Annotated in this window: 21 protein-coding genes; 10 read left to right on the top strand and 11 right to left on the bottom strand. The window is 65.7% G+C overall.

Annotated elements, in window-relative coordinates; genetic code table 11:
- Positions 1–10: 10 nt before the first annotated feature.
- From P6U31_RS24910 to hpaR, 6 genes are all read right to left on the bottom strand, one after another.
- A complete protein-coding gene (locus tag P6U31_RS24910; RefSeq protein WP_407184412.1) occupies positions 11–3280 on the bottom strand; it encodes a DUF2126 domain-containing protein in 3270 nt (1089 codons plus the stop codon).
- Positions 3281–3595: 315 nt separating this feature from the next.
- The gene (locus tag P6U31_RS24915) at positions 3596–4900 is read right to left on the bottom strand and encodes a methyl-accepting chemotaxis protein (RefSeq protein ID WP_407184413.1); all 1305 of its coding nucleotides are present in this window, start codon (positions 4898–4900) and stop codon (positions 3596–3598) included.
- Positions 4878–5396 (bottom strand): PAS domain-containing protein, encoded by a 519-nt coding sequence (locus tag P6U31_RS24920; RefSeq protein WP_407184414.1) that lies wholly within the window; start codon positions 5394–5396, stop codon positions 4878–4880. Before P6U31_RS24920 ends, P6U31_RS24915 begins: the two co-directional genes overlap by 23 nt.
- 248 nt (positions 5397–5644) lie before the next feature.
- A complete protein-coding gene (locus P6U31_RS24925; protein ID WP_407184415.1) occupies positions 5645–7168 on the bottom strand; it encodes a UxaA family hydrolase in 1524 nt (507 codons plus the stop codon).
- A 175-nt stretch (positions 7169–7343) separates the two neighbouring features.
- A complete protein-coding gene (locus P6U31_RS24930) occupies positions 7344–8120 on the bottom strand; it encodes an HpcH/HpaI aldolase/citrate lyase family protein (protein ID WP_124160740.1) in 777 nt (258 codons plus the stop codon).
- Positions 8121–8356: 236 nt separating this feature from the next.
- Positions 8357–8875 (bottom strand): homoprotocatechuate degradation operon regulator HpaR, encoded by a 519-nt coding sequence (gene hpaR, locus P6U31_RS24935; protein ID WP_407184416.1) that lies wholly within the window; start codon positions 8873–8875, stop codon positions 8357–8359.
- A 110-nt stretch (positions 8876–8985) separates the two neighbouring features.
- Here hpaR and hpaH point away from each other — a divergent pair, with 110 nt between their 5' ends.
- The 6 genes from hpaH to P6U31_RS24965 all read left to right on the top strand — a co-directional run bounded on the left by hpaH (position 8986) and on the right by P6U31_RS24965 (position 15365).
- Positions 8986–9792, top strand: coding sequence for a 2-oxo-hept-4-ene-1,7-dioate hydratase (hpaH, locus tag P6U31_RS24940; protein WP_407184417.1), 807 nt, complete (start codon positions 8986–8988; stop codon positions 9790–9792).
- A 30-nt stretch (positions 9793–9822) separates the two neighbouring features.
- A complete protein-coding gene (locus P6U31_RS24945; protein ID WP_407184418.1) occupies positions 9823–10221 on the top strand; it encodes a 5-carboxymethyl-2-hydroxymuconate Delta-isomerase in 399 nt (132 codons plus the stop codon).
- Positions 10214–11752 (top strand): 5-carboxymethyl-2-hydroxymuconate semialdehyde dehydrogenase, encoded by a 1539-nt coding sequence (gene hpaE / locus P6U31_RS24950; RefSeq protein ID WP_407184419.1) that lies wholly within the window; start codon positions 10214–10216, stop codon positions 11750–11752. Before P6U31_RS24945 ends, hpaE begins: the two co-directional genes overlap by 8 nt.
- 104 nt (positions 11753–11856) lie before the next feature.
- Positions 11857–12840 carry a 3,4-dihydroxyphenylacetate 2,3-dioxygenase gene (hpaD, locus tag P6U31_RS24955; protein ID WP_407184420.1) on the top strand — a complete coding sequence of 328 codons (984 nt, stop codon included), beginning with the start codon at positions 11857–11859 and terminating at the stop codon, positions 12838–12840.
- A complete protein-coding gene (locus P6U31_RS24960; protein WP_407184421.1) occupies positions 12840–13709 on the top strand; it encodes a fumarylacetoacetate hydrolase family protein in 870 nt (289 codons plus the stop codon). The genes hpaD and P6U31_RS24960 overlap by 1 nt, the downstream gene beginning before the upstream one ends.
- A 27-nt stretch (positions 13710–13736) precedes the next feature.
- Positions 13737–15365, top strand: coding sequence for a thiamine pyrophosphate-dependent enzyme (locus P6U31_RS24965; protein ID WP_407184422.1), 1629 nt, complete (start codon positions 13737–13739; stop codon positions 15363–15365).
- Positions 15366–15415: 50 nt separating this feature from the next.
- Here P6U31_RS24965 and alkB read toward each other — a convergent pair whose 3' ends face one another.
- From alkB to P6U31_RS24985, 4 genes are all read right to left on the bottom strand, one after another.
- Positions 15416–16069 carry a DNA oxidative demethylase AlkB gene (gene alkB / locus P6U31_RS24970; protein ID WP_407184423.1) on the bottom strand — a complete coding sequence of 218 codons (654 nt, stop codon included), beginning with the start codon at positions 16067–16069 and terminating at the stop codon, positions 15416–15418.
- A 9-nt stretch (positions 16070–16078) separates the two neighbouring features.
- Positions 16079–16825, bottom strand: coding sequence for a 2OG-Fe(II) oxygenase (locus P6U31_RS24975; RefSeq protein WP_407184424.1), 747 nt, complete (start codon positions 16823–16825; stop codon positions 16079–16081).
- Between the two features lie 182 nt (positions 16826–17007).
- The gene (locus P6U31_RS24980; protein WP_407184425.1) at positions 17008–17697 is read right to left on the bottom strand and encodes a DUF2848 domain-containing protein; all 690 of its coding nucleotides are present in this window, start codon (positions 17695–17697) and stop codon (positions 17008–17010) included.
- Positions 17690–19039 (bottom strand): amidase, encoded by a 1350-nt coding sequence (locus P6U31_RS24985; RefSeq protein ID WP_407184426.1) that lies wholly within the window; start codon positions 19037–19039, stop codon positions 17690–17692. Before P6U31_RS24985 ends, P6U31_RS24980 begins: the two co-directional genes overlap by 8 nt.
- Before the next feature lie 178 nt (positions 19040–19217).
- Between P6U31_RS24985 and P6U31_RS24990 the strand changes: the two genes are divergently transcribed.
- The 4 genes from P6U31_RS24990 (at position 19218) to P6U31_RS25005 (ending at position 23029) form a co-directional block, all read left to right on the top strand.
- A complete protein-coding gene (locus P6U31_RS24990; RefSeq protein ID WP_028172362.1) occupies positions 19218–19631 on the top strand; it encodes a Zn-ribbon domain-containing OB-fold protein in 414 nt (137 codons plus the stop codon).
- Between the two features lie 3 nt (positions 19632–19634).
- Positions 19635–20774 carry a thiolase C-terminal domain-containing protein gene (locus P6U31_RS24995; protein ID WP_407184427.1) on the top strand — a complete coding sequence of 380 codons (1140 nt, stop codon included), beginning with the start codon at positions 19635–19637 and terminating at the stop codon, positions 20772–20774.
- A 105-nt stretch (positions 20775–20879) separates the two neighbouring features.
- Positions 20880–21794 carry an SDR family NAD(P)-dependent oxidoreductase gene (locus P6U31_RS25000; protein ID WP_128924548.1) on the top strand — a complete coding sequence of 305 codons (915 nt, stop codon included), beginning with the start codon at positions 20880–20882 and terminating at the stop codon, positions 21792–21794.
- Between the two features lie 116 nt (positions 21795–21910).
- Positions 21911–23029 carry an SMP-30/gluconolactonase/LRE family protein gene (locus P6U31_RS25005; RefSeq protein WP_407184428.1) on the top strand — a complete coding sequence of 373 codons (1119 nt, stop codon included), beginning with the start codon at positions 21911–21913 and terminating at the stop codon, positions 23027–23029.
- Positions 23030–23125: 96 nt separating this feature from the next.
- On the opposite strand, the gene ppc is transcribed toward P6U31_RS25005, so the two are convergent.
- Positions 23126–25924, bottom strand: a complete 2799-nt coding sequence (gene ppc / locus P6U31_RS25010) for a phosphoenolpyruvate carboxylase (RefSeq protein WP_407184429.1) — start codon at positions 25922–25924, stop codon at positions 23126–23128.
- Positions 25925–26003: the final 79 nt, after the last annotated feature.

Below are 26003 nucleotides of genomic sequence, written 5' to 3' on the forward strand. Positions count from 1 at the left end.
ACCATCATACTCATTGCAGGAGCGGGGTCCGCAAGTCGAGGGTCAGCGGGAACTCATTTGTGCGTTCCTCAGGCGGCGGCTGGACCGGCCCCGGCGTGTGGCCGTGGTCCTGGAAGCGCGCCAGCCGCCGGGCCTCGGCCTCGTAGGTGTTGACCGGCTTGGTGTCGTAGTTGCGTCCGCCCGGATGCGCGACGTGGTAGACGCAGCCGCCCAGCGAGCGGCCGTTCCAGCTGTCGATCAGGTCGAAGGTCAGGGGCGCGTGGACGGGAATGGTCGGGTGCAGCCCGGAGGCCGGCTGCCAGGCCTTGAAGCGGACGCCGGCCACCGCCTCCGCCGAGCGGCCGGTCGAGGTCATCGGCAGGCGGCGGCCGTTGCAGGTGACGATGTGGCGGCCCTCGACAAAGCCCTCCGCCTTGACCTGGAGCCGCTCGACCGACGAATCGACGTAGCGCACCGTGCCGCCGGCCGAGCCCTCCTCGCCCAGCACGTGCCAGGGCTCCAGCGCCTGGCGCAGCTCCAGCGTCACGCCGCCATGATGGACGCGGCCGAAGGCGGGGAAGCGGAATTCGAGCTGGGCCAGATACCATTCCGGCTCGAACGGATAGCCGAACTGCTTGAGCTCGCCGAGCACGTCCAGGAAATCTTCCCAGATGAAATGCGGCAGCATGAAGCGGTCGTGCAGCGCAGTGCCCCAGCGCACGAATTTACCGGCCTGCGGTTCGCGCCACATCTTCGCGATCAGGGCGCGGATCAAGAGCTGCTGCGCCAGCGACATGCGCGGGTCCGGCGGCATTTCGAGCGCACGGAATTCGACAAGGCCGAGCCGGCCGGTGGGCCCTTCCGGCGAATAGAGCTTGTCGATGCAGATCTCGGCGCGATGGGTGTTGCCGGTGATGTCGACGAGCAGATGCCGGAACAGGCGGTCGACCAGCCACAGCGGCGCCTGGGTGCCCGGCAGCGGCACATGCGAGAGCGCGATCTCGAGCTCGTAGATGCTGTCGTGACGGGCTTCGTCGATGCGCGGCGCCTGGCTGGTCGGGCCGATGAACAGGCCGGAGAAGAAATAGGACAGCGAGGGATGCCGCTGCCAGTAAAGGACCAGACTCTTCAGCAGATCGGGCCGGCGCAGGAACGGCGAGTCCTGCGGGCTCGAGCCGCCGACCACGACGTGATTGCCGCCGCCGGTCCCGGTGTGGCGGCCGTCGACCAGGAAGCGGTTGGCGCCGAGGCGAACCTTGGCCGCGTCCTCATAGAGGCCGGTCGTGATCGCGACCGCGTCGCGCCAACTCCTGGCCGGCTGGATGTTGACCTCGATCACCCCAGGGTCGGGCGTCACCTTGATGACCTCGATGCGCGGATCGAACGGCGGCGGATAGCCTTCGACATGAACGGGGAGCTGCATCTCCTCGGCGGTGTCTTCCAGCGCCGAGACCAGCTCGAGATAATCCTCGATGCGCTCGACCGGCGGCATGAAGGCGCAGATCACGCCGTCGCGGATCTCCACCGCCATCGCGGTGCGCACGGGAATCGCCGTGTTGAGATGCTCGGGGGCCGTGCGCGGCGGCGATGGCGGACGCGCGATGCGGGTGAACACCGGCAGCCTGCCGCGCGGCTCCATCGGGTCCTGCTCGACGATGTAGGGATATTGGTTCGGCGGCACATGGCCGAGCGAGCCCATCGGCAGGCGCAGGCCGAGCGGTGAATCGCCCGGCGTCAGGAACAGATGATTGCGCCGGAGCGGCCAGCGCTCGCTGCGCCAGCGCGGCGGCGCGTTCCAGCGCTGGATCGGCAGCACGAAGCCGCGCGGCGTATTAAGGCCCTGGTCGAACACGCGTGCCATGCGGGCCCGCGCCTCGGGATCGGACAGCTCGGAATCGGTGGGATCGACGTTGACGGGAAGCTCGGCTTCCTTCTGCAACCAATAGGCCGGGTCCTCATAAGCCGGCATGATGTAGCCGAGATCGAGCCCGAGCCGCGCCGCGGTGCCTTCCATGAAGGCCTCGGCGTCCCGGACCTCCGGCCGCCTGGGATTGGCGATCCTGGCGATCAGGTCGGCGTTCTTCCAGATCGGCACGCCGTCCTTGCGCCAGTACAGGCCGAAGGCCCAGCGCGGCAGGCTCTCGCCCGGATACCATTTGCCCTGGCCGTAATGCAGCAGGCCGCCGGGCGCAAAGCGCGTGCGCAGGCGGCGGATCAGATCATCGCCAAGCGTGCGCTTGGTCGGGCCGACCGCTTCGGTATTCCACTCGCCGGCTTCGAGGTCGTCGACCGAGACGAAGGTGGGCTCGCCGCCCATGGTCAGCCGCACGTCCGCATTCGCGAGATCGCCGTCGACCTGCTCACCGAGATCGTTGAGCCGCGCCCAGGATTCGTCGGAGAACGGCTTGGTGATGCGCGGCGCCTCGCGGATGCGCTTCACGTTCATGTCGAAGGCGAACTCGACCTCGGCAAAGCCGGCGCTGCCCGAAATCGGCGCGGCCGAGCGATAATGCGGCGTGGCGGCGACCGGGATGTGGCCCTCGCCCGCGAGCATGCCCGAGGTCGCATCGAACCCGATCCAGCCGGCGCCGGGCAGATACACCTCGGCCCAGGCATGCAGGTCGGTGAAGTCGTTCTCCACCTCCGGCGGACCTTCGATCGGATCGATGTCGGGGCGGATCTGGATGAGATAGCCGGAGACGAAGCGCGCGGCGAGGCCGAGATGACGGAAGGTCTGGATCAGGAGCCACGCGGAATCGCGGCATGATCCGGCGCCCGAGGCCAGCGTCTCCTCCGGCGTCTGCACGCCCGGCTCCATCCGGATGATGTAGCGGATCTTCTGCTGCAGCGCGCGATTGAGCTCGACCAGGAAGTTGACGGTGTTCGGAGCCTCGTGCGGGATCGAGTCGAGATATTTCGCAAACAGGCGATCGGGCTTGATCGTCTCGAGATATGGTGCGAGCTCCGTCTTCAGATCCTTCGGGTACTCGAACGGAAAGCTGTCGGCGTAGGGCTCGACGAAGAAGTCGAATGGGTTGACCACCGTCATCTGCGCGGTGAAGTCGACCTCGATCTTCAATTCGGTCGTCTTCTCCGGGAAGACATAGCGAGCGAGCCAGTTGCCTTGCGGATCCTGCTGCCAGTTCACGAAATGGTTGGCTGGCGAGACCTTGAGCGAATAGCTCAGGATCGGCGTGCGCGTATGCGGCGCCGGGCGCAGGCGGATGGTCTGCGGACCGAGGTCGATCGGGCGGTCGTATTTGTAATGCGTGACGTGATGCAATGCGACGTAGATCGACACGGGGGTGCGGTGCTCCAGCAGCTTTTTTGAGCAGAACACCTGAGGTCAGCGCGATCAAGCACTAACAACGGGCAGCGCGTGCCTATGCAAGGTGCGGGGCGGGGGATGGTGGGTTGTTATTCGGCCGCGCCGGCGAGGCTGCTCTTCCCTTCTTCCCTTGTGGGAGAAGGTGGCGCGAAGCGCCGGATGAGCGGTCTCTCTCAATCCGCAAAACCGCTGGTGAGGATAGAGACCCCTCACCTGTCTCGCCGCTTCGCGGCGAACCACCCTCTCCCACAAGGGGAGAGGGTTAGCAGCGTGCTCTTGGCACGAACGCTACGCCGCCGACGTCAGCCGCTGCAGGAACTGCGTCACCTCGCGGCGGAGCGTCTCGACTTCGCCGTGGACGCGCTCGGAGGCGCTGTTGACGCGGCCAGCGACGCGGCCCGTATCGGCGGCGGCTTCGCTGATGCCTGTCACGTTGGAGGAGACCTGCGAGGTGCCGGCGGAGGCTTCGTGAACGTTGCGGGCGATCTCGCGGGTCGCTGAGCCCTGCTGCTCGATGGAGGCGGCAATGCTCGCGGTAATGCCGTCGATCTCGGCGATGGTCTGCGCGATCGCTTCGACCGCCGCGACCGAATTGGTGGTCGACTGCTGCATCTCACCGACCTTGGCGCTGATCTCCTCGGTCGCCTTCGCGGTCTGGTTGGCGAGGCTCTTGACCTCGGAGGCCACGACGGCGAAGCCGCGACCGGCCTCGCCTGCCCGCGCCGCCTCGATCGTGGCGTTGAGCGCCAGCAGGTTGGTCTGCGAGGCGATCTCGCTGATCAGCTTGACGACGTCGCCGATCCGCATCGCGGCATCCGCGAGGACGCGAATTTCGCTGCCGGCGCGGTTAGCCTCATTGACGGCGCGGCCCGTGCTCGCGGTCGAGCCAGCCACCTGGCGGCTGATCTCCGCGATCGAGGATGCGAGCTGTTCCGCCGCGCTCGCCACCGTCGCAACGTTGCTCGAGGCCTGCTCGGAGGCGCTGCGCATGCCGGAGGTCTGGCGGTTGGTCGTCTCCGCCGCGGCCGCCATCTGGCCGGCGTCGGATTCCAGATCCGTCGCGGCGCTCATAAGGCTGCCGGCAACCTCGTCGAGATGCGTGCCGAACTGCTTTGCAAGGCCGGCGATCTCCACCACGCGGCGGCCGAGGCTGTCGGTGCCCGCGTTGATGACGGTGGCCGAGCGGCGGAACGAGCCGGGCAATCCGCGCGCGAGGATCTTGCGGAAATACTTGCCGCGGCTGGCATAGTCCATCGAGGCCGAAGCTTCGCGAACGAAAGCATCGGCGATGTCGAGCATGTCGTTGACCGACTTCTGGATGGCGCCGATCCGCCCGGCCTGGCGCTCGCTCAGGATCCGCGCCTCGAGATCGCCGCGCGCTGCCTTGCGGCAGACGTCAGTGACCTCATCGACGGCGACTGCCGTGCGATGCTGGCACCAGAGGCCGTAGCCGAGCACCAGGATCGCCGCGCCGAGCGGTGCTGCACTGATGATTCCGCTCCAGCCGAGCAGCGAGGCGACGAATGCGACGGTGGCGAGAAGACACGCGACGGCAGTCGCTCCCTGCGCCTTAGAGAGAGAGCACAAATTCATCGTAACCGACACCGTTTTGCTTGAGCAGACCGACCATCACGTCGAAGCTCGCACGCATGCCGTCCTTGGCATTGGCGTGGCGTGCCTCTTCCGCGCAGAGCGCCTTGTAGATCGGTTTGATTTTCTCGACCGGCGCCGGATCGGGCCTGCGTCGATTGGAGTGATAGCCGATGATGTTGCCGCGATCGTCGAGCGTCGGGGTGACGTGGGCGAACACCCAATAATGGCTGCCGTCGGCGGCGAGATTGACGACGTAGGCGAAGATTTCCTGCTTGGCCTGCAGCGTATCCCACAGCAGCTTGAAGACGCAGCGCGGCATGTCGGGATGGCGGATCAGGCTGTGGGGCGCGCCCATCAGCTCCTTCCACGAGTACTTCGCCATCCGGATGAAGACGTCGTTGGCGTAAGTGATGCGGCCCTTGAGATCGGTCTTCGATACGATCAGCTCCTCCTCACCGAGGAGATTCTCCACCCCAGTGGGACGTATTGCTTGCATCGGCTCGATCCTCAAGTCACGGCTGGCCCCACAACGCTGTGGAGCCGCATCACGCCCGTGTCTACGGCAACAATCTTAACCAGGTGTAAGCCGGGAACTTTTTGCAGGAGGCGTCCGCCTCCGTATCATTACTTAGCGAACGATTGGTGCAATCGGCGCCACTACACGCGCCACCGCTATCGAGCTGCGCGCATCATATTTCTACCGCCCTTTGATTGCGCCGGCGCGACGCCGCGCGCATGGCGCGACTACATCGTCGCGCCCAGCACCCAGGGCGCGAACTCGGCGCCGCCGAAATCGAAACTCTCGCTCTTGGTCGGCTGGCCAGAGGCGGTCTTGAGGATGAGGTCGAAGATGCGCTGGCCGCACTGTTCGACGCTCTCCTCGCCTTCGAGGATGGTGCCGCAATTGACGTCCATGTCCTCTTCCATGCGCTTGTACATGGGTGTGTTGGTGGCGAGCTTGATCGACGGCGCCGGCTTGCAGCCGAACACGCTGCCGCGGCCGGTGGTGAAGCAGACCAGATTGGCGCCGCCGGCGACCTGCCCGGTCGCGGCGACCGGATCGTAGCCGGGCGTGTCCATGAAGACGAAGCCCTTCTTGGTGACGGGCTCGGCGTAGCGCAGCACCTCGACGAGATTGGTGGTGCCGGCCTTGGCCATCGCGCCGAGCGACTTCTCCAGAATGGTGGTGAGGCCGCCGGCCTTGTTGCCGGGGCTCGGATTGGCGTTCATCTCGGCGCCTTCGCGCGTCGTGTATTCGTCCCACCAGCGCATGAGATCCACCAGCTTCTCGCCGACCTCGCGGCTGACTGCGCGGCGCGTCAGGAGATGCTCGGCGCCGTAGGTCTCCGGTGTCTCGGACAGGATCACGGTGCCGCCGTGACGCACGATGAGATCGCTGGCAGCGCCAAGCGCAGGATTGGCGGAGACGCCGGAATAGCCGTCCGAGCCGCCGCATTGCAGGGCCACCGTGAGCTCGCTCGCCGGCACGGTTTCGCGCTTGACCTTATTGGCGTCGGCCAGGGCCTCGCGCACGAAGGCGATGCCGGCCTCGACCGTCTTGCGGGTGCCGCCGACCTCCTGGATGTCCATCGCGCGCAGGCGGCCGGCGAGCTTCTGCTCTTCCATCAGCCCGCCGATCTGGTTCACCTCGCAGCCAAGGCCGAGCACGATGACGTGCGAGAAGTTGACGTGCCGCGCATAGCCGCCGAGGGTGCGGCGGAGCAGCGCCAGCGGCTCGTTCTGCGTCATGCCGCAGCCGGTCTTGTGGGTGAGTGCGACTACCCCATCGATATTGGGAAAGTCGGCGAGCGGATTGTCGCCGGTAAAAGGATTCTTCTTGAAGACGTCGGCGACGAGGCTTGCGACATGGGCGCTGCAATTCACTGAGGTGAGAATGCCGATATAATTGCGCGTCGCGACGCGGCCGTCCGGGCGGCGGATGCCTTCGAAGGTCGCCGGCAGGTCGAAGTTCGGCGTCGGCTTGACGTCGGCGCAATAGGCGTAGTCCTTGGCGAAATCGCCCATGCCGCAATTCTGCACGTGCACGTGCTGGCCCGGCGCTATGGCTTGGGTGGCAAACCCGATGATCTGGCCGTAGCGCTTGATCGGCTCACCCACGGCAATCGGCTTGATCGCAACCTTATGGCCGGAGGGAACGCGCTCGACCGTGGTCACGCCGTCGGCCACCGCGGTGCCCGGCGGCAGGCTGGCGCGTGCGATCACCACGCCATCATCGGGATGCAGGCGGATGACGGGGCTGACGGTCATGGGAGTCTCCTTGGGTCTCTTCACCTCTCCCCGCCCTTACGGGGAGAGGTCGGATCGCGCAGCGATCCGGGTGAGGGGCAAGCCGCGCGCTCGATCGATAGTTTGGTTCGTGTTGAGAGGCCCCTCACCCTAACCCTCTCCCCGTAAGAACGGGGAGAGGGAAAGAACAGAGAGCTCAGGCCTTGCCGCCCGAATCCTTGCGGGTGGCGTTGACCTGCATCTTAGCGTAGGTGGTCATCAGGCCGACCTCGTTCGACAGCGTCACCAGCTTGAAGCCCATGTTGATCGCACGCGCCGCGCCCTCGGCGCCGCTGCAATGGATGCCCGGGTTGAGGCCGCGCTTGCCGCATTCCTTGATGATCTTCTCGTAGATCGCGAGGATCTCGGGCTCGCTGCGGTCGAGCTTGGGCTCGAGGCCATAGGAGAAGCCGAGATCGGACGGGCCGATATAGACGCCGTCGATGCCCTCGACGTCGAGGATCGCTTCCATGTTCTCGACCGCGGTCCTCGTCTCCATCATCGGAAGCAGCACGATCTCGTCGTTGGCCGTCTTCTGGTAGGAGCCCGCGGTGCCGTACATGCCGGCGCGAATCGGTCCGTTGGAGCGCACGCCCTTCGGCGGATACTTTGAATAGGAGACCAGGTTCCGGGCTTCCTGCGGCGTGTTGACCATCGGGCAGATCACGCCATAGGCGCCGCCGTCGAGCACCTTGCCGATGATGCCGGGCTCGTTCCAGGGTACGCGGACCATCGGGGTCACGGGATGCTTGTCCATGGCCTGGAAGCACTGCACCATCGACAGATAGTCCTGCACGCCGTGCTGCATGTCGACGGTGACGCTGTCGAAGCCGCATTGCGCGACCATCTCGGCCGAGAAGCCGGAGGGTATAGCAAGCCATGCGTTGACCACCGCCTTGCCCGACTTCCAGATTTCCTTGACCTTGTTCGCCACGTTGCCTTCCTTCTTTGTTGTTTGAACCTTCGTCACCATGACGAGCGCCGCGACAGCACGCCCCCGCTGTTACCGCGAACCGGGCCGCCGCGCTACGCTCGCAATGACGCAACGCCTATGCGGCCGCCTCCTGGCCGGGAATCGGCCCCCACCGGCCGCCAGTCCGGGGCCGCAATTTGCGCGAAAATGCGCGCGCATGTCCATGGCTTGCAGCGGCAGGACGCGCATATCTGCTTTCACTCCCCGGCACTTGCCTCATCCGCCGCCCCGAGCCCGGCGAGGCTGTGTTCGAGCTCGCCGAGCATCTCCTGCAACTCGGCGAGCTTGCGCGCGCCGAAGCGTCGCGTGATCTCGGCATAGATCGCCTCCGACGTCGGCGCCACCGAGGCCATCAACTTCAGCCCCTCTTTCGAGATCGAGACCATGCTGCGGCGCTGGTCCGCCTTCGCGGTCTTGCGTTCGATCAGATGGCGCGCCTCGAGATCGCGCAGGATGCGCGACAGGCTCGGTCCGAGCAGGAACGCGGTCCGCGCCAGTTCCGTGACCTCGGCCGCTTCGATCGCAGCCAGCGCGCGCAGGATGCGCCATTGCTGCTCGGTCAGGCCGTGCTCGCGCAGCGAGGGACGGAACTGGCGCATCACCGCTTCGCGGGCGCGCAGCAGCGACATCGGCAGCGAGCGCGAGAAGTCGCGCATCGGCACCTGTCGTGCGGCGGGCGCGCCTCCATTGGCTGGATCAGCCGGTTTCTTCACCATGGCGCCCTTTCAAGCCGCGGAACGTTTGCGGTGCAACAAGCCGAATTGAGTTTGACGCATTCATTTAACATGTTAAGTATCGCCCGGCACCCGAATTTGTAAGATCACAAATGGCGCTTTCCAACGACGATATCCAAGCTTGCGCAATGCGTCTGCACCAGGCCGAGAAGACCCGCACGCAGATCCGGCAGCTCTCGCGGGATTTCCCTGGGATCACCATTACCGACGCCTACGCGATCCAGAAGGCCTGGGTCGACGTCAAGGTCGCGGAGGGGCGCATCGTCAAAGGCCACAAGATCGGCCTCACCTCGAAGGCGATGCAGAGCGCGCTTGACATCGACGAGCCGGATTCCGGCGTGCTGCTCGACGACATGTTCTTTGCCGATGGCGGGATCATTCCGACCGAGCGCTTCATCGCGACGCGTGTCGAGGCCGAGCTCGCCTTCGTCATGAGCAAGCGGCTCGCGGGACCCGATTGCACGATGTTCGACGTGCTCAACGCCACCGACTTCGTGGTGCCGGCGCTGGAGATTCTCGACACCCGGGTCGAGCGCGTCGATCCCGACACGAAAGCGACGCGGAAGATTTTCGACACCATCGCCGACAATGCCGCGAATGCCGGCATCGTGCTCGGCGGCCGGCCGATCCGCCCGCTGGATGCGGACCTGCGCTGGATCGGCGCGCTGTGCTTCAAGAACGGCCAGATCGAGGAGACCGGTCTTGCCGCCGGCGTGCTCAATCATCCGGCCACCGCGGTTGCCTGGCTTGCGAACAAGATCGCGCCGCTCGGGCTTGCGCTCGAGCCCGGACAGGTCGTGCTCGCCGGCTCCTTCATCCGCCCGATCGAGACCCGCAAGGGCGACACAATTCAGGCCGATTATGGCGCCTACGGCTCGGTCAGCTGCTACTTCGGTTAAAACGACAAAAAGACAGGGAGTGAAACCGCGATGCCGCATTTCACCATCGAATATTCCGCCAACCTCGACAGCCGCCTCGACATGGCCCTGGTCTGCGAAGTGGTGCGCAAGTCGGCGGTCGAGACCGGCATCTTCCCGCTCGGCGGCATCCGCGTCCGCGCCATCCGCTGCGAGCATTATGCGATTGCGGATGCGCGCAACGACTACGGCTTTCTCGACATGGTGCTGCGCATCGGCGAGGGCCGCGACCTCAAGATGCGCCAGCAGGCCGGCGAGCATGTCTTCCAGGCTCTCTCCCGCCATCTCGATCCCGTCTTCGCCGCCAGCAAATTCGCCTTGTCGTTCGACATGCAGATCAACGACAAGGACACGAGCTGGAAGCGCAACAACATCCACGACGCCCTGAAAGCGGAAGCTGCCCATGGATAAGCCCACCCCGAAAGCCGACGTGTTCCAGGCCAACAGGGACCGCGTTGCGCCGCTGTTGAAGAAGCTGCGTGCCGACGGCATTGGTCACATGATCGACGGCAAGACCGTCGCCTCGATCTCCGGCGAGGCGTTCGAGACGAAATCGCCGGTCGATGGCACGACGCTTGCGAGCGTCGCGCGTGGATCCGCCGAGGATATCGACCGCGCCGCAACGGCCGCTGCGCTGGCCTTCAAATCCTGGCACGACATGGGTCCGGCGATGCGGAAGAAGCTGCTGCATCGCGTCGCCGACGCCATCGAGGACAATGCCGAGGACATCGCGGTGCTCGAATGCATCGACACCGGCCAGGCCTATCGCTTCATGGCCAAGGCCGCGATCCGCGCTGCCGAGAATTTCCGCTTCTTCGCCGACAAATGCGCGGAGGCACGCGACGGCCTCAACACGCCGAGCGACGAGCACTGGAACATCTCGACCCGTGTGCCGATCGGCCCCGTCGGCGTGATCACGCCGTGGAACACGCCGTTCATGCTCTCGACCTGGAAGATCGCCCCAGCCCTCGCCGCCGGCTGCACCGTCGTGCACAAGCCGGCCGAATGGTCGCCGGTCACCGCGGATATGCTGTCGAAGCTGGCCAAGCAGGCGGGTATTCCCGACGGCGTGCTCAACACGGTGCACGGCTTCGGCGAGGAGGCCGGCAAGGCGCTGACCGAGCATCCCGCGATCAAGGCGATCGGCTTCGTCGGCGAGAGCGCGACCGGTTCAGCCATCATGAAACAGGGGGCGCCGACCCTGAAGCGCGTGCATTTCGAGCTCGGCGGCAAGAACCCGGTGATCGTGTTCGACGACGCCGATCTCGACCGCGCGCTCGATGCCGTCGTGTTCATGATCTACTCGCTCAACGGCGAGCGCTGCACCTCATCGAGCCGCCTGCTGATCCAGGAAAGCATCGCGGAAACATTCGTGGAGAAGCTGACCGCACGCGTGAGGGCGCTGAAGGTCGGCCATCCCCTCGATCCCGCCACCGAGATCGGGCCGCTGATCCACGAGCGGCATCTGGCGAAGGTCTGCTCCTATTTCGACGTCGCGCGCCAGGACGGCGCTGTGATCGCGATCGGCGGCAAGGCGCATGACGGCCCCGGCGGCGGACACTATGTCGAGCCGACGCTGGTCACCGGCGCGCATGGCAAGATGCGCATTGCGCAGGAGGAGGTGTTCGGCCCCTTCCTCACCGTGCTGCCGTTCAAGGACGAGGCTGACGCAATCGATATCGCCAACGACATCCGCTATGGCCTGACCGGCTATGTCTGGACCAACGATATGGGACGCGCGCTGCGCGTTGCCGATGCGCTGGAAGCCGGCATGATCTGGCTGAACTCGGAAAACGTCCGCCATCTGCCGACGCCGTTCGGCGGCATGAAGGCGAGCGGCATCGGCCGCGACGGCGGTGACTATTCGTTCGACTTCTACATGGAAACCAAGCACGTCTCGCTGGCCCGGGGCACGCACAAGATTCAGAAGCTGGGAGTTTGACGCCTCGTCGTTCCGGAGCGCGAAGCGAATCCGGAACCTCGAGATTCCGGGTTCGGCTCTGCGAGCCGCCCCGGAATGACGGAGTCTATCGAGGGGAAACGCACATGCCGGTACCGCAACACGTCTTCGAGCCGCCGTTCAACATCATCCGCTCCAGTCACGTCGTGCTCGACGTGACTGACCTGAAGCTGAGCCGCGAGTTCTACGAGACCACCGTCGGCCTGCATGTCGAGGATGCCGACGACAAGGTGGTTTACCTGCGCGCCGCCGAAGAGCACCAGCATCACTCGCTGGTACTGCGGAAGGCCGCAGTGCCGGCTTGCGCCCGGCTCGGCTTCAAGGTCGGCAACGACAAGGATCTCGACAAGGCCGCCGCGTTCATGTCCGAGAACGGCCTTTCCTACGCGTTCGTGGATCAGCCATTCCAGGGCCGCACCCTGCAATTCACCGACCCCTTCGGCTTCCAGATCGAGCTCTATGCCGCGATGGATCGTCGGCCGCATCTCTTGCGCCGCTACGACCTCTACCGGGGCTGCCACCCGCAGAGACTGGACCACTTCAACGTCTTCGCGGCCGAAGTGCAGGACACGATGGAATTCTACGCCCGGCTCGGCTTTCGCCTCACCGAATATGCCGAGGAGGACGGGCCCAACGGGCGCATCGCCGCGGCCTGGATGCACCGCAAGGGCAACGTTCACGATTTTGCGATCACCAATGGCAAGGGCCCGCGGCTGCATCATTTCGCCTACTGGACGCCGACGGCGATGAACATCATCCATCTTTGCGACGTCATGGCCTCGCAGGGTTTCGTCAAGAACATCGAGCGCGGCCCGGGACGCCACGGCATCTCGAATGCGTTCTTCCTCTATGTCCGCGATCCCGACGGACACCGCCTCGAGCTCTACACCAGCGACTATTTCACCGGGGATCACGACCACGAGCCGCTGCGCTGGTCGCTGCGCGATCCGCGCCGCCAGACGCTGTGGGGCGCCCCTGCCCCGCGTTCATGGTTCGAGCAGGGCTCACCGTTCACGGGCCAGGCCGTGCGCGAGCCGAAATTCGTGGCCGACGTGCTGGTGGCGGACTGATGAAGCTGCCTTGTCTCGCCACCTATTCCGTCAAGGGTGACGTCAGCTATGGCGCCGTCCTGGAGGGCGGCATCGTCGATCTCTCGGCGCGTCACGCAAGAGACTATCCCACGCTGCGCGAGGTGATCGCTGCGGGCAAGCTCATCAGCTTTGCCGAAGAGGCCGCCGGCCGCACGCCGGATCATGCGCTCGCCGACATCACCTGGTTGCCGCCGGTACCGGCGCCGGAAAAGATCATCTGCATCGGCGTCAACTATCCCGACCGCAATGCCGAGTACAAGGACGGGCAGGACGCGCCGAAATATCCGAGCATGTTCATGCGCTCGCCCCGCTCCTTCGTCGGCCACAACACGCCGCTGGTGCGCCCGCGCGTGTCCGCGCAGCTCGACTATGAGGGTGAGATCGTGCTGGTGATCGGCAAGCAGGGCCGGCACATCCCCGAAAGCAGCGCGCTCGATCACATCGCCGCGCTTACGCTCTGCAACGAAGGCTCGGTGCGCGACTGGCTGCGCCACGCCAAGTTCAACGTCACGCAAGGCAAGAACTTCGATTCCAGCGGTAGCCTCGGCCCTTGGCTGGTGCCCTACACAAGGGAATCGCAGATCGCCGACATCAGGCTCACCACGCATGTCAACGGCGAGCTCAGGCAGGACGATCGCACCAGCCGGCTGATGTTCCCGTTCCGCTATCTCTTGAACTATATCTCGACCTTCGCAACGCTGGTCCCCGGCGATATCATCGTCACGGGCACGCCGACCGGCGCGGGCGCCCGGTTCGATCCGCCGCGGTACTTGAAGCCCGGCGATGTCGTCGAGGTCGAGGCCGAGGGAATCGGACGCTTGCGCAACGGCGTCGTCGACGAAGCCTGAACAATCATCGAAGTGGAATAGTCAAACATGACCACCCTCACCGGCGGCGAAGCGATCGTAAGCGGGCTTGTTGCTCACGGCGTCGACACCGTGTTCGGCCTGCCGGGCGCGCAGGTCTACGGCCTGTTCGACGCCTTCCACCAGGCCCAGCTCAAGGTGATCGGCGCCCGGCACGAGCAGGCCTGCGGCTACATGGCGTTCGGCTATGCGCGCTCCAGCGGCCGGCCCGGCGTGTTCAGCGTGGTGCCCGGCCCCGGCGTGCTCAATGCCAGCGCGGCGCTGCTCACCGCCTTTGGCTGCAACGAGCCGGTGCTGTGCGTCACCGGCCAGGTGCCGACGCAGTTCCTGGGCAAGCGCCGCGGCCATCTCCACGAGATGCCGGACCAGCTTGCGACCTTGCGCACCTATGTGAAATGGGCCGACCGGATCGAATATCCCGGCAACGCACCGACGATCGTCGCACGCGCGTTCCAGGAAATGATGTCGGGCCGGCGCGGCCCCGCCTCGGTCGAGATGCCCTGGGACGTCTTCACTCAGCGCGCTGCGACCGCCGCAGCGCAGGTGCTGGAGCCGCTTGCCGCCCCGCAGCCCGATCCTGATCTCGTCAAGCAGGCGGCCGCGCTGATCAAGGCCAGCAAGGCGCCGATGATCTTCGTCGGCAGCGGCGCGATGGAGGCCGGCGAGGAAATCCTCGAGCTCGCCGAGATGATCGACGCGCCCGTGGTTGCCTTCCGCAGTGGCCGCGGCATTGTCTCCAACGCGCATGAGCTCGGCCTGACCATGGCCGCCGCCTACAAGCTGTGGCCGACGACCGACTTGATGATCGCGATCGGCACCCGCGCGGAGCTGCCGGCATCCGGCTTCCGCTGGCCCTACCAACCGAGCGGCCTCAAATCCATTCGCATCGACATCGATCCGGCCGAGATGCGCCGCCTCGTCGTCGATACCGCCATCGTCGCGGATGCCAAGGCCGGGACGGCCGATCTGGTCGCGGCCGTGAAGAAGGCCGGCTATGCCAAGGGCCGCGGCCGGCGCGGAGAGATCCGCGAGGCCACGGCGGCCACGCAAGCCGAGATCCAGCGCATTCAGCCGCAGATGGCGTATCTCAACATCCTGCGCGAGGTGCTGCCGGCGAATGCGATCGTGACCGATGAATTGTCGCAGGTCGGCTTCGCCTCCTGGTACGGCTTCCCGGTGTATCAGCCGCGCACCTTCATCACCTCGGGCTACCAGGGCACGCTCGGCTCGGGCTTCCCGACCGCGCTCGGGGCCAAGGTCGCCAATCCTGACAAGCCCGTGGTGGCGATCACCGGCGACGGTGGCTTCATGTTCGGCGTACAGGAGCTCTCCACCGCCGTGCAGTTCAACATCGGCGTGGTGACGCTGGTGTTCAACAACAACGCCTACGGCAATGTCCGCCGCGACCAGCGCGAACGTTTCGACGGCCGCGTGGTGGCGTCCGACCTCGTCAATCCGGATTTCGTCAAGCTCGCGGAGTCCTTTGGCGTTGCGGCTGCGCGCGTCACCGCGCCGGACCAATTCAGGGCGGCGATGGAGAAGGCGCTCAGCCATGGCGGGCCGTATCTGATCTCGGTCGAGGTGACCAGGGACTCGGAAGTGAGCCCATGGGCATTCATTCACCCGCCGAAGCCGTAGTTTTGTCATTCCGGGGCGCGCGAAAGCGCGAACCCGGAACGACCGGTCTTTCAGCGCGTCCTCCGAAATGTCAGATTGATCCGTTTCCGCCCGAGCAGCGCATTCTCGCCGTCGGCGAGCGGCGCCACGCCATGATAGGCGAGCCGTGACGGCCCACCCCAGACCACGACGTCGCCATGCACCAGCCGGAAACGCCGCGGCTTGTCGCTGCGCGCCATGCCGCCGAACAGGAACGTCGCAGGCAGGCCGAGCGAGACCGAGACGATCGGCGCGGAATAGTCCAGCTCGTCCTTGTCCTGATGCAGCGACAGCCGCGTGCCGGGCTCGTAGCGGTTGACGAGGCACGCATCGGGCGCAAACTCCTGGAAGCCGCCCTGCTCCGCCGCACGGCGTGCGAGATCGGCGAACAGCGGCGGCATCGCAGGCCACGGCGCGCCGGTGCGCGGATCGATGGGATCGTAGCGATAGCCGGTGTGATCGGTGATCCAGCCGCGCTCGCCGCAATTGGTCATCGCCACCGACATCAGATGACCGCCTGGCGTCGTCATCCGCCGGAACGGCGATTGCGCCACGATGGCGCGCACCGCATCGATCAGCTCGCCCTCGATCGGCTTGACGAATCCACGCAGCAGCACGGCACCGTCCGCGATCTGTTCGCGCGACGGTTGGGCTTCGGCGATCGCGTCGAACAGATCAGCCGTCAACGCCTGCGCTCATTTGGCATCATGGAAGATCACACCCAGCGTGTGGCGCCGGCCGGATCTGATCCGGCTGACGCCGTGGCGCAGATTAACGCGGTAGGTGCCACGTGTCCCCTGCACCGGGCGGTGATGCACAGCGAAAGCAACCGCATCGCCCTGCGCCAGGGGAACCACCTCTGCGCGGGACTGCATGCGCGGACGCTGCTCGGTCAGCACGAACTCGCCGCCGGTGAAATCGCGTCCGGGCTCGGAGAGCAGGATCGCGACCTGGAGCGGGAACACGTGCTCGCCATAGAGGTCCTGATGCAGGCAATTGTAGTCGCCGGCCTCGTATTGCAGCAGCAGCGGCGTGGGCCGTGCCTGGCCGGCTTCGTGGCAGCGTTTCAGGAACGCGGGGTGGCTTTCGGGATAGCGAATGTCGATCCCCATCGCCTCGTTCCAGCGATTGGCGACGGCGTGCAAGTGCGCGTACAGCGCGGGACGCAGCTGCGCGACCAGGCCCGGCAGCGGGTAGGCGAAATACTTGTACTCGCCGCGGCCAAAGCCGTGGCGGCCCATCACGATGCGGCTGCGGAAGTGCGCGTCGTCCGGGTACAGCGCGGCGATGGCGTGGCATTGGTCCGGCGTCAGCAGGTTCTTCAGGACGGCGCAGCCCTGGGCGTCGAGCTCGGCGGTGATCTGCGGCCAATCGAGGGCGTCGACGTGGGCGACGAGGTCGGGAACAGAGGGCTGGGCTGATTTTCGTGCGGTCATTGTCATAGCAATCACCTTCGCAGCCCGACCTCGGCCCCGCCACCCGATTTCCGCCCACTTCCCCGTCATTGCGAGCGGAGCGAAGCAATCCAGGATCCCTCCACAGAACCAGCCTGGATTGCTTCGTCGCAAGGGCTCCTCGCAATGACGGAGGAGAGAGTTGCGCTCGCAATGACGCTGGAGAGCGTTCAGCCCCTCACCGGCAGCGTCACAACGTCATAGCCGTGCCTGATCGTGCGCTTCAGCACGGGATCTTCGAGCTCGAAATCGAAGCGGTCGGCGGGGCGGATGCCGCCTTTGGCCGCAAACGTGCCGCCGAACATGGCGCAGCCGTCGGGGAACTTGCCGCCATCGAAGCCACCGCGTGCGATCAGGTCGGTGACCGGCAGCATGGCATCCAGCGTGCCCTCCTGGTAGAGCACGCGCTCGCCCTTGATCGTGGCGTAGGAGCGCAGGATCATCTTGTCCCAATGGCCGATGACGTCTTCCAGCTCCCACAGCGTGGAGGCGATCGGCTTGTCGCACATCTGCTTGGAGACCGTGACGCTGTAGGCCTCGACCTTGCGGTCGGTATGGTCGGAGCCGCAGCCGACGAAGATGCGGCCCTGCCAGCCGATCAGCACGAACTCGACCTCGCCCGAGGAATCGCCGCCGCTGCATTCGATGCTGTCCTCCTGCGTCAGCCGCCGCGCCGAGGCGCGGTAGTAGATCGGCGTGGAGGCCGGCGGGGCGATGCCCATCTCCTTGAGCTCGGCGATGTGCTTGTCGCGCGCGACGGGATCGCGACCGGTCCAGCCGGCGATGACCATCTGGTCGATCGCCAGTGTCAACGGCGTGGTGGTGCACTGGGCGTCGACGGTGAAAGTCAGGTCAAACACGAATGACGGCCTCCATGCCGGCAGCAAGTTCGAAAATGCGATGGTCCGCGCCGCCAGCGCCGGCGAGCATCAGGCCGACGGGAACGTCGCCCTCGCGATGACAAGGCAGCGAGATGGCACAGCCGTCGATCAGGTTGATCAGGCTGCAATTGCGCAAGGCGCGGATGTTCTCGCGGGTGAATGCCTGATCGTCGGCGAGGTCGGCGATCTTCGGCGGCGTGTTGGGCGTGGTCGGCAGCACCAGCGCGTCATAGGGCGCGATGCGGGCGTTGACGCGGGCGATCAGCGAGCGGCGTTCGTTGAGCAGGTCGATGTAGTCGGCCGCGCTCTGCGCCTCGCCGCGCAGGATGCGCACCGAGACGCGGGGGTCGTAGACGTCGCCCTTGGCCGTGATGAGATAGCGATGCCAGGCATAGCTTTCGGACGCCGCAAAGCCGCCCTTGGCGTTCATCGGGCCGATGTCGTGGAATTCGGCCATCTCGATCCGTTCGATGATGGCCCCGTGATCGGCGAGCGATTTCAGCGCGCGCTCGAAGGTCGCGGCGACCTCAGCATCGAGGTCGTCGAGCGCGATCGTGGTGGGCACCGCGAGCCGCATGCCTTTCACCGGGCGCGGCCTCGGCGCCGTGATCGGCTCGTTCGCGAGCACCGCATCGAGTATGGCGCAACAGCTGACCGATCGCGCCAAGGGACCGATGCTGTCGAGCGAGAACGACAGCGGCACCGAGCCGTCGAGCGGCACGCGCCGCTGCGTCGGCTTGTAGCCGACGATGCCGTTGAAGGCAGCCGGGATCCGGCAGGAACCGCCGGTGTCGGTGCCGAGCGCGCCGTGCGCCATACCATCGAGCACGGACACTGCCGCGCCCGAGGACGAGCCGCCGGGCACGTGGCCCACCGCCCGGTTCCAAGCCCCCTTCGGCGTGCCGTAATGCGGATTGATACCGATGCCGGAATAGGCGAACTCGGTCATGTTGGTGCGGCCGATCACGACGAAGCCGGCCTTGCGCAGGCGTGCCACCGTCGCGGCATCCTGCTCGGCCGGCGAGGAATCGTCGAGGGCGCGGGAGCCGGCCCGCGTCACCTGGCCCTTGATGTCGAACAGATCCTTGATCGAGATGGGAATACCGGCATAACGCGAGGGCGCAGCCTTGACCTTGCGCAGGGCATCCATGGCGTCGGCGGTCGTCAGCGCCGCGTCGTTGTCGACGTGGATGAAGGTGCGCTGCCCCTCGCCGGCGGGATCAGCGATCCTGGCGATGCACGCTTCCACGAGCTTGCGGGAGGTCGTGCGGCCGCTTTCGAGGTCGTCGGCGAGCTTCGCCAGTGTCGGAAAATCGGGCATGTCTGTCTCACGGAATATTGGCGCGCGCAATCTATAGCGCTGGCTCAGCCCGACACAAGCATTGTGCGCATGATGGCATGCATGCGCATTGCTGGACCGTTGACGCACCATGGTCGATTGTCGCATCAAGATCGAAACAGGCAGGCGTGAAGCCTGCCTCTTGGGAGGAGCCGCCAATATGGCCGAACCGCAGCGCGCGCGACCGAAACCGACACCGGAGACCCAGCATTTCTGGGACGGCACGAAGGCGGGCGAACTGCGCCTGCAGCGCTGCGACGCCTGCGCCCATGTCTACTTCCCGCCGCGCCCGTTCTGCCCCTCCTGCGCCTCGCGCAAGGTCAGCATCTTCAAGGCGAGCGGCAAGGGCTTCCTCTACAGCTACGTGATCAACCACCGCCCCGCCGCGCCGGGCTTCACGCCGCCTTATGCGATCGCAGTGGTCGAGCTCGCCGAGGGGCCGCGGATGATGAGCAATATCATCGACTGTCCGCAGACGCCGGAGGCGCTCGAGCTCGACATGAAGCTCGAGGTCGCGTTCCAGGAGCTCGACGACAAGATCACCCTCCCAGTCTTCCGTCCGGCGAAGGGATAAGCGATGCGCAAAAACCAGGTTGCCGTCGTCGGCGCCGCCGAGACCACCGAGCTCGGTGTTATCCCGAATATGTCGCAGCTCCAGCTTCACGCGGATGCGGCGCTCAATGCCATTGCCGACGCCGGGCTGAAGCTGTCCGACATCGACGGCTTCGCAACGGCGGTCGAAACGCCGCAGCAGGTCTGCCACTATCTCGGTATCAAGCCGACCTGGGTGGACGGCACCTCGGTCGGCGGCTGCTCCTTCATGCTGCACGTCCGCCACGCCGCGGCCGCGATCGAGGCGGGCCTGTGCAAGACCGTGCTGATCACCCATGCCGAGAGCGGCAAGTCGATGATCGGCAAATTGCCGCGCTCGACGCCGGCCGACAGCCTCAACGGTCAGTTTGAGGCTCCTTTCGGCGTCTACGGCCCGCCCAGCATGTTCCCGATCCCCGTGCTGCGCTTCATGAAGACCTACGGCATCACGCACGAGCAACTCGCTTCAGTGGCGGTGGTGCAGCGGGAATGGGCGGCGAAGAATCCGCGGGCAATGATGAAGGACCCGATCACGGTCGCGGACGTCCTCAACTCGCGCATGATCGCCTATCCGTTCCGGCTGCTGCAGTGCTGCCTCGTCACCGACGGCGGCGGCGCGCTGATCCTGACCTCGGCGGACCGGGCCAAGGATTTTCCGCAAAAGCCCGTCTACATCATGGGCACCGGCGAGAGCGTGGAGACGCCGATGGTGAGCCAGATGGAGACGTTCAACTCCTCGCGCGCGTTCAAGACGGCGGGGCCGCTGGCCTTCAAGGAGGCTGGCATCGCGCACAAGGACGTCGACCATCTCATGATCTACGACGCGTTTGCGCATCTGCCGCTGTTCGGGCTCGGCGACCTCGGCTTCATGCCGCACGAGGAAACCGGCCAATTCATCGCGGGCGGCCATACGCGGCCCGGCGGCAAGCTGCCGCTCAACACCAATGGCGGCGGATTGAGCTACATGCATTCGGGCATGTACGGCATGTATGCGCTGCAGGAGAGCGTGCGCCAGATGCGCGGCATCGCGCCGGCGCAGGTGCCGAACGCGAAGATATCGGTGTGCCACGGCGTCGGCGGCATGTTCGCGGCGAGTGGCACGATCGTGTTTACGAACGAGAGGTAGCAGCCCGTCATTCCGGGGCGCGCGCAGCGCGAACCCGGAATCTCGAGATTCCGGGTCTGGTGCTTCGCACCATCCCGGAATGACGGACACAACAGGAGCACTCACATGAGCAAATCACTGCAGGACAAGGTCATCATCGTCACCGGCGCAGGCCGCGGCATCGGGCGCGAGATCGCGCTGCTGTGCGCAGGCGAAGGCGCCAAGGTCGTCGTCAACGATCCCGGCGGCGCGGCCGACGGCGCGGGCTCGAACGCGGCGCCCGCCGAGGAGGTGGTCGAGGAGATCAAGAAGCGCGGCGGCACCGCAGTCGCCAATTTCGAGTCGGTCGCCGAAGCGATCCCCGCCAGCAAGATCGTGAAGACCGCGACCGATGCTTTCGGTCGGCTCGACGGCGTCGTCAACAATGCCGGCATCCTGCGCGACATGATCTTCCACAAGATGAGCGTGGAGGCGTTCGAGGCCGTTATCAAGGTGCATCTGATGGGCTCGTTCTATGTCTCCCACGCCGCGGCGCGCATCTTCCGCGAGCAGGAGAGCGGCTCCTTCGTGCACTTCACCTCGACCTCCGGCCTGATCGGCAATTTCGGCCAGGCCAACTACGCCGCCGCAAAGCTCGGCATCGTCGGGCTCTCCAAGTCGATTGCGCTCGACATGGGCCGCTTCAACGTCCGCTCCAACTGCGTCTCGCCGTTCGCCTGGACGCGCATGATCGGCACCATCCCGACGGAGACCGAGGCCGAGAAGGCGCGGGTCGAGAAGATCAAGCAGATGGGCCCGGAGAAGATCGCGCCGCTCTGCGGCTATCTGCTCGGCGATTCCGCCAAGGACGTCACCGGCCAGATTTTCGGCGTGCGCATGAACGAGATCTTCCTGTTCAGCCAGAACCGTCCGATCCGCTCGGTGCAGCGGAGCGAGGGCTGGACGCCGCAATCGATCGCGGAACACGGCATGCCGGCGCTGAAGGGCTCGTTCTACAAGCTCGACCGCTCGGCTGACATCTTCACCTGGGATCCCGTCTAGCTGCATTTCCGGCATTCCTGCCCTGCGATCTTCGGTTGTCTCGACCCGAGATTGCTCTGCTTTACGCCTGAATGCAGGCGAATGGTGTCCTCCCAACGAAACTTTGGGAGGAAACCATGACAAGAATACTGACCAAGTCCGACGACACGACCGCAAGCGAACCCGGCGGCCTCGGCCGCCGCACGTTGCTCAAGGGCGCAGCGACACTCGCTGCGTCGACCTTGCTCGCTTCGCAAGCCGACGCCCGCGACTTCGGCGTCAATGCCGAGCCGCAGCGCTATCCCGACCCCGACATCGTCGTCATCGATCCCAAGCGCTTCAAGGCCAAGGTCGGCAACACCGCGATCAAGCGGCTCTACACCGGCTGCCTCTGGGCGGAAGGGCCGGCCTGGAACGCGCAAGGCCAATATCTCGTCTGGAGCGACATCCCCGCCAACCGGCAGCTGCGCTATCTCGACGACGACGGCCACATCTCCGAGCAGTTCCACAAGCCGTCCAACGAGGCCAACGGCAACTCGTTCGACACCGAGGGCCGCCAGCTCACCGCCGAGCGCACGCGCCTCGTCCGCTACGAGCATGACGGATCGGTGACGACGCTGGCCGAGCAGGCCGGCGGCAAGCCGCTGAACGGCCCGAACGACATGGTGGTGCACCCCAACGACAAGTCGGTCTGGTTCACGGATCCCGGCTATGGCGCGATCAGCATCTACGAGGGCAAGCTCGCCAACACCGGCTCGCTGCAGCCGCACCAGAAGGAAGCCGTCTATCGCCTGGACACCCAGACCGGGCAGCTTGCGAAGGTCGCGGACGAGCCGTTCAAGCCGAACGGCATCGCCTTCAGTCACGACTACAAGAAACTTTATGTCTGCGACACCGGCATCACGCACTATCCGCAGGCCGAGAACGTGGTGTGGTCCTACGACATCGACGGAGCAAAGCTGTCCAACCCGAAGAAGCTGATCGACATGAAGCTGGAGGGCAAGTCGGGCTTCCCTGACGGCCTGCGCGTCGACACCGAGGGCAACATCTGGGTCGGCGCCGGCTGGGTCGGTCCGGGCTATGACGGCGTCCAGGTGTTCGCGCCGAACGACGGCGCCCGGATCGGGCAGATCCTGCTGCCGGAGACCTGCGCCAATGTCTGCTTCGGCGGCAGGAAGCGCAACCGCCTGTTCATGACGGCAAGCCAGTCGCTCTATGCGGTCTATGTGGAGACGCAGGGCGCGCATTTCTGTTGAGGCTTGCAATGTCATTCCGGGGCGATGCGCCAGCATCGAACCCGGAATCTCGAGGTTCCGGGTTCGCCCTCCGGGCGCCCCGGAACGACAAAGTGATCAACCCGTATTCCGCAGCCCCGCCGAGATGCCGTTGATGGTCAGCTGAATCCCGCGCAGCACCTGCTCGTCCGGGTTCTGCGCGCGGTGCTCTTTCAGGAGCTCGACCTGCACATGGTTGAGCGGATCAAGATAGGGGAAGCGGTGGCGCACGGAGCGCTCCAGCAGCGGATTGCCCTGCAAGAGGCGGTCCTGGCCCATGATGTCGAGCAGCGTCTCGATGCAGGAATGCCACTCGCGGCGGATGCGGCCAAAGATCTTCTCGCGCAGGGCCTGGTCGGGCACCAGCTCGGCATAGCGCGAGGCGATCGCAATCGAGCTTTTCGCCAGCACCATGTCCATGTTCGACAGCAGCATGCGGAAGAACGGCCATTCCCTGTAGAGCTCCTTCAGGAAGGGCATGCCCTGCTCTGGATGCTCCGCGATCCACTGCTCGACCGCGCTGCCGAAACCGTACCAGCCCGGCAGCATCAGGCGGCATTGCGCCCAGGAGAACACCCAGGGAATGGCGCGGAGGTCCTCGATGGCGCGGGTCTTCTTGCGCGAAGCCGGACGGCTGCCGATGTTCAGCGTCGCGATCTCGTTGATGACGGTCGATGACCAGAAATAGTCGACGAAGCCTTCGGTCTCGTAGACGAGGCCGCGATAGGCCTTGAAGGCGAGGTTCGACAATTCGTCCATCGCGGTGAGATATTCGCGGCGCGGCGCGCTCCGGCGCGGATGCAAGAGGCTCGCCTCCAGCGTCGCAGCCGCCAGAATCTCCAGGTTGTTGCGGCCGACTTCGGCGTTGGAATATTTCGACGAGATGATCTCGCCCTGCTCGGTGATGCGGATCTGCCCGTTCACGGCGCCGCCGGGCTGGGCGATGATGGCGTCATAGCTCGGGCCGCCGCCGCGGCCGACCGAGCCGCCGCGGCCATGGAACAAGCGCAAGCGCACGTGATGCCGCTCGAACACGTCGACGAGGTTGATTTCGGCCTTGTAGAGCTCCCAGCCCGAGGTGACGAAGCCGCCGTCCTTGTTCGAGTCGGAATAGCCGAGCATGACCTCCTGCACGCCGCCGCGGCTGTCGACCAGACGTCGGTAATCGTGCAGCGACAGCATGCGGTCCATGATGCCTGAGGAGGCCTGCAGATCCTCGATCGTCTCGAACAGCGGCACGATGTTGATGGCGCTGCGCCCGGAGGGATGGACGAGGCCGACTTCCTTCAGCAGCACCGCGACCTCGAGCATGTCGGACATGCCCTTGCACATCGAGATGATGCATTGGGGAATGGCGTCCGAGCCGAACTTCGCGTGCGCTTCCGCAGCGGCGTGAAACACGTTGAGCTCGCCCATGGTCTCGTCGCTGTACTTGACGAAGGGCGACACCAGCGCGCGCGTCGAGCGCAACTCATTGGTCAGCAGCGAGATGCGGGCGTCCTCGCCGAGCGCGAGATAGGACATGCCGGGGTTGGCTGCGTCGATCAGCTCGGCGATGGTGCGCTCGTGCACCGCCGAGTTCTGGCGGATGTCGAGCCGCGCCAGATGGAAGCCGAAGCAGTCCACCGCGCGGCGCAAGAGCCGCAGCCGGCCGCGGGCGATGACGCGGGCATTGTTGGAGATCAGCGAGCGGTGCAGCACATCGAGATCGGCCTGCAACTCCTTGACGCTCGCGTAAGGCGCGCCCTTGCCGACCGGCCGGCGCGTGATCTCGACCTCGAGCTTCTCGGCCGTCGCGGTCAGGCGCGCATAGATCCCGGAGACCGCGAGGCGATAGGGCTCCCCGCTCCGGTGCGGCGAGGTGTCCGGCGAGCGCTCGGCGAGGTTACGCAGCTCTTCGGAGACGTCGGCGAGATGGGCTGCGATCGACAGCTCCGAGCCGAGCACGTGCAGCTCGTTCAGATAGAACTGCATCACCCGGCTCGACTGCAGCCGCAGCGTGCCGCGCATGACGTCGGCTGTGACGAAGGGGTTGCCGTCGCGGTCGCCACCGATCCAGCTGCCCATGCGCAGGAACGAGGCGAGCTCGCCGGCCGCCTGTTCGCCACCCTCCTCCAGCCGGTCCTCCAGCGCGTTGATCAGGCGCGGCACCTCGCGCAGGAAGGTGTAATCGTAGAACGACAGGCCGTTGGCGACCTCGTCGAGCACGGTAAGCTTGGTCCGGCGCAAGAGATTGGTCTGCCACAGCGTCAGCACCTCGCGGCGCAGCTGCTCGTCGCTGGCCTCAAGCTCCTCCGCGGTCAGCGCGACGCGCTCGCGGCGGTCGAGCAGGGCTGCGACCTCCATCTCGCGGTCCATGGTGCTCTTGCGGCGGACCTCGGTCGGGTGCGCGGTCAAGACAGGGCTGACCAGTGCGGTCCTGAAGAAGCTACGGAGCTGGTCGGGACCAATGCCGGCAGCCTTGGCGTGAGCGAGCGTCTCCGCCAGCACGCCGGAGCCGCCGCTTTTGCCCGCGCTGCGTGCGCGCATCTGGCGGATGTTGTTCTGGTCCTCGGCGATGTTGGCAAGGTGCGAGAAATAGCTGAAGGCGCGAACGATGCGCACCGTCTCGGAGATCGACATGCTGTCGAGGATCTGCTCCAGCTCGCGGCGCGCGAGCCGGTCCTCGTCACGGTGGAACCGGATCGAGGTCTGGCGGATGCGCTCGACCAGATCGAACACGTCGGCCCCTTCCTGGTCGCGCACGGTGTCGCCGAGGATGCGGCCGAGCAGGCGGATGTCGTCCCGCAGTCGGGCTTCCGCTTCCGTCACCTGAAGGTCATCAGGGCGATTGGCGCGATGCTCAGTGCTGTCGGATGATACGGTCTGGAGGGACATGGCTCGCTCCCCTGCTCGCGCCCTTGGCGGCCCGGTCGGTGGGAGTGTGCGATATTTTTCTACCGCAGTGCAAGATGAA

The sequence above is a fragment of the Bradyrhizobium centrosematis genome (assembly GCF_045571495.1).
GTDB lineage: Bacteria > Pseudomonadota > Alphaproteobacteria > Rhizobiales > Xanthobacteraceae > Bradyrhizobium > Bradyrhizobium centrosematis.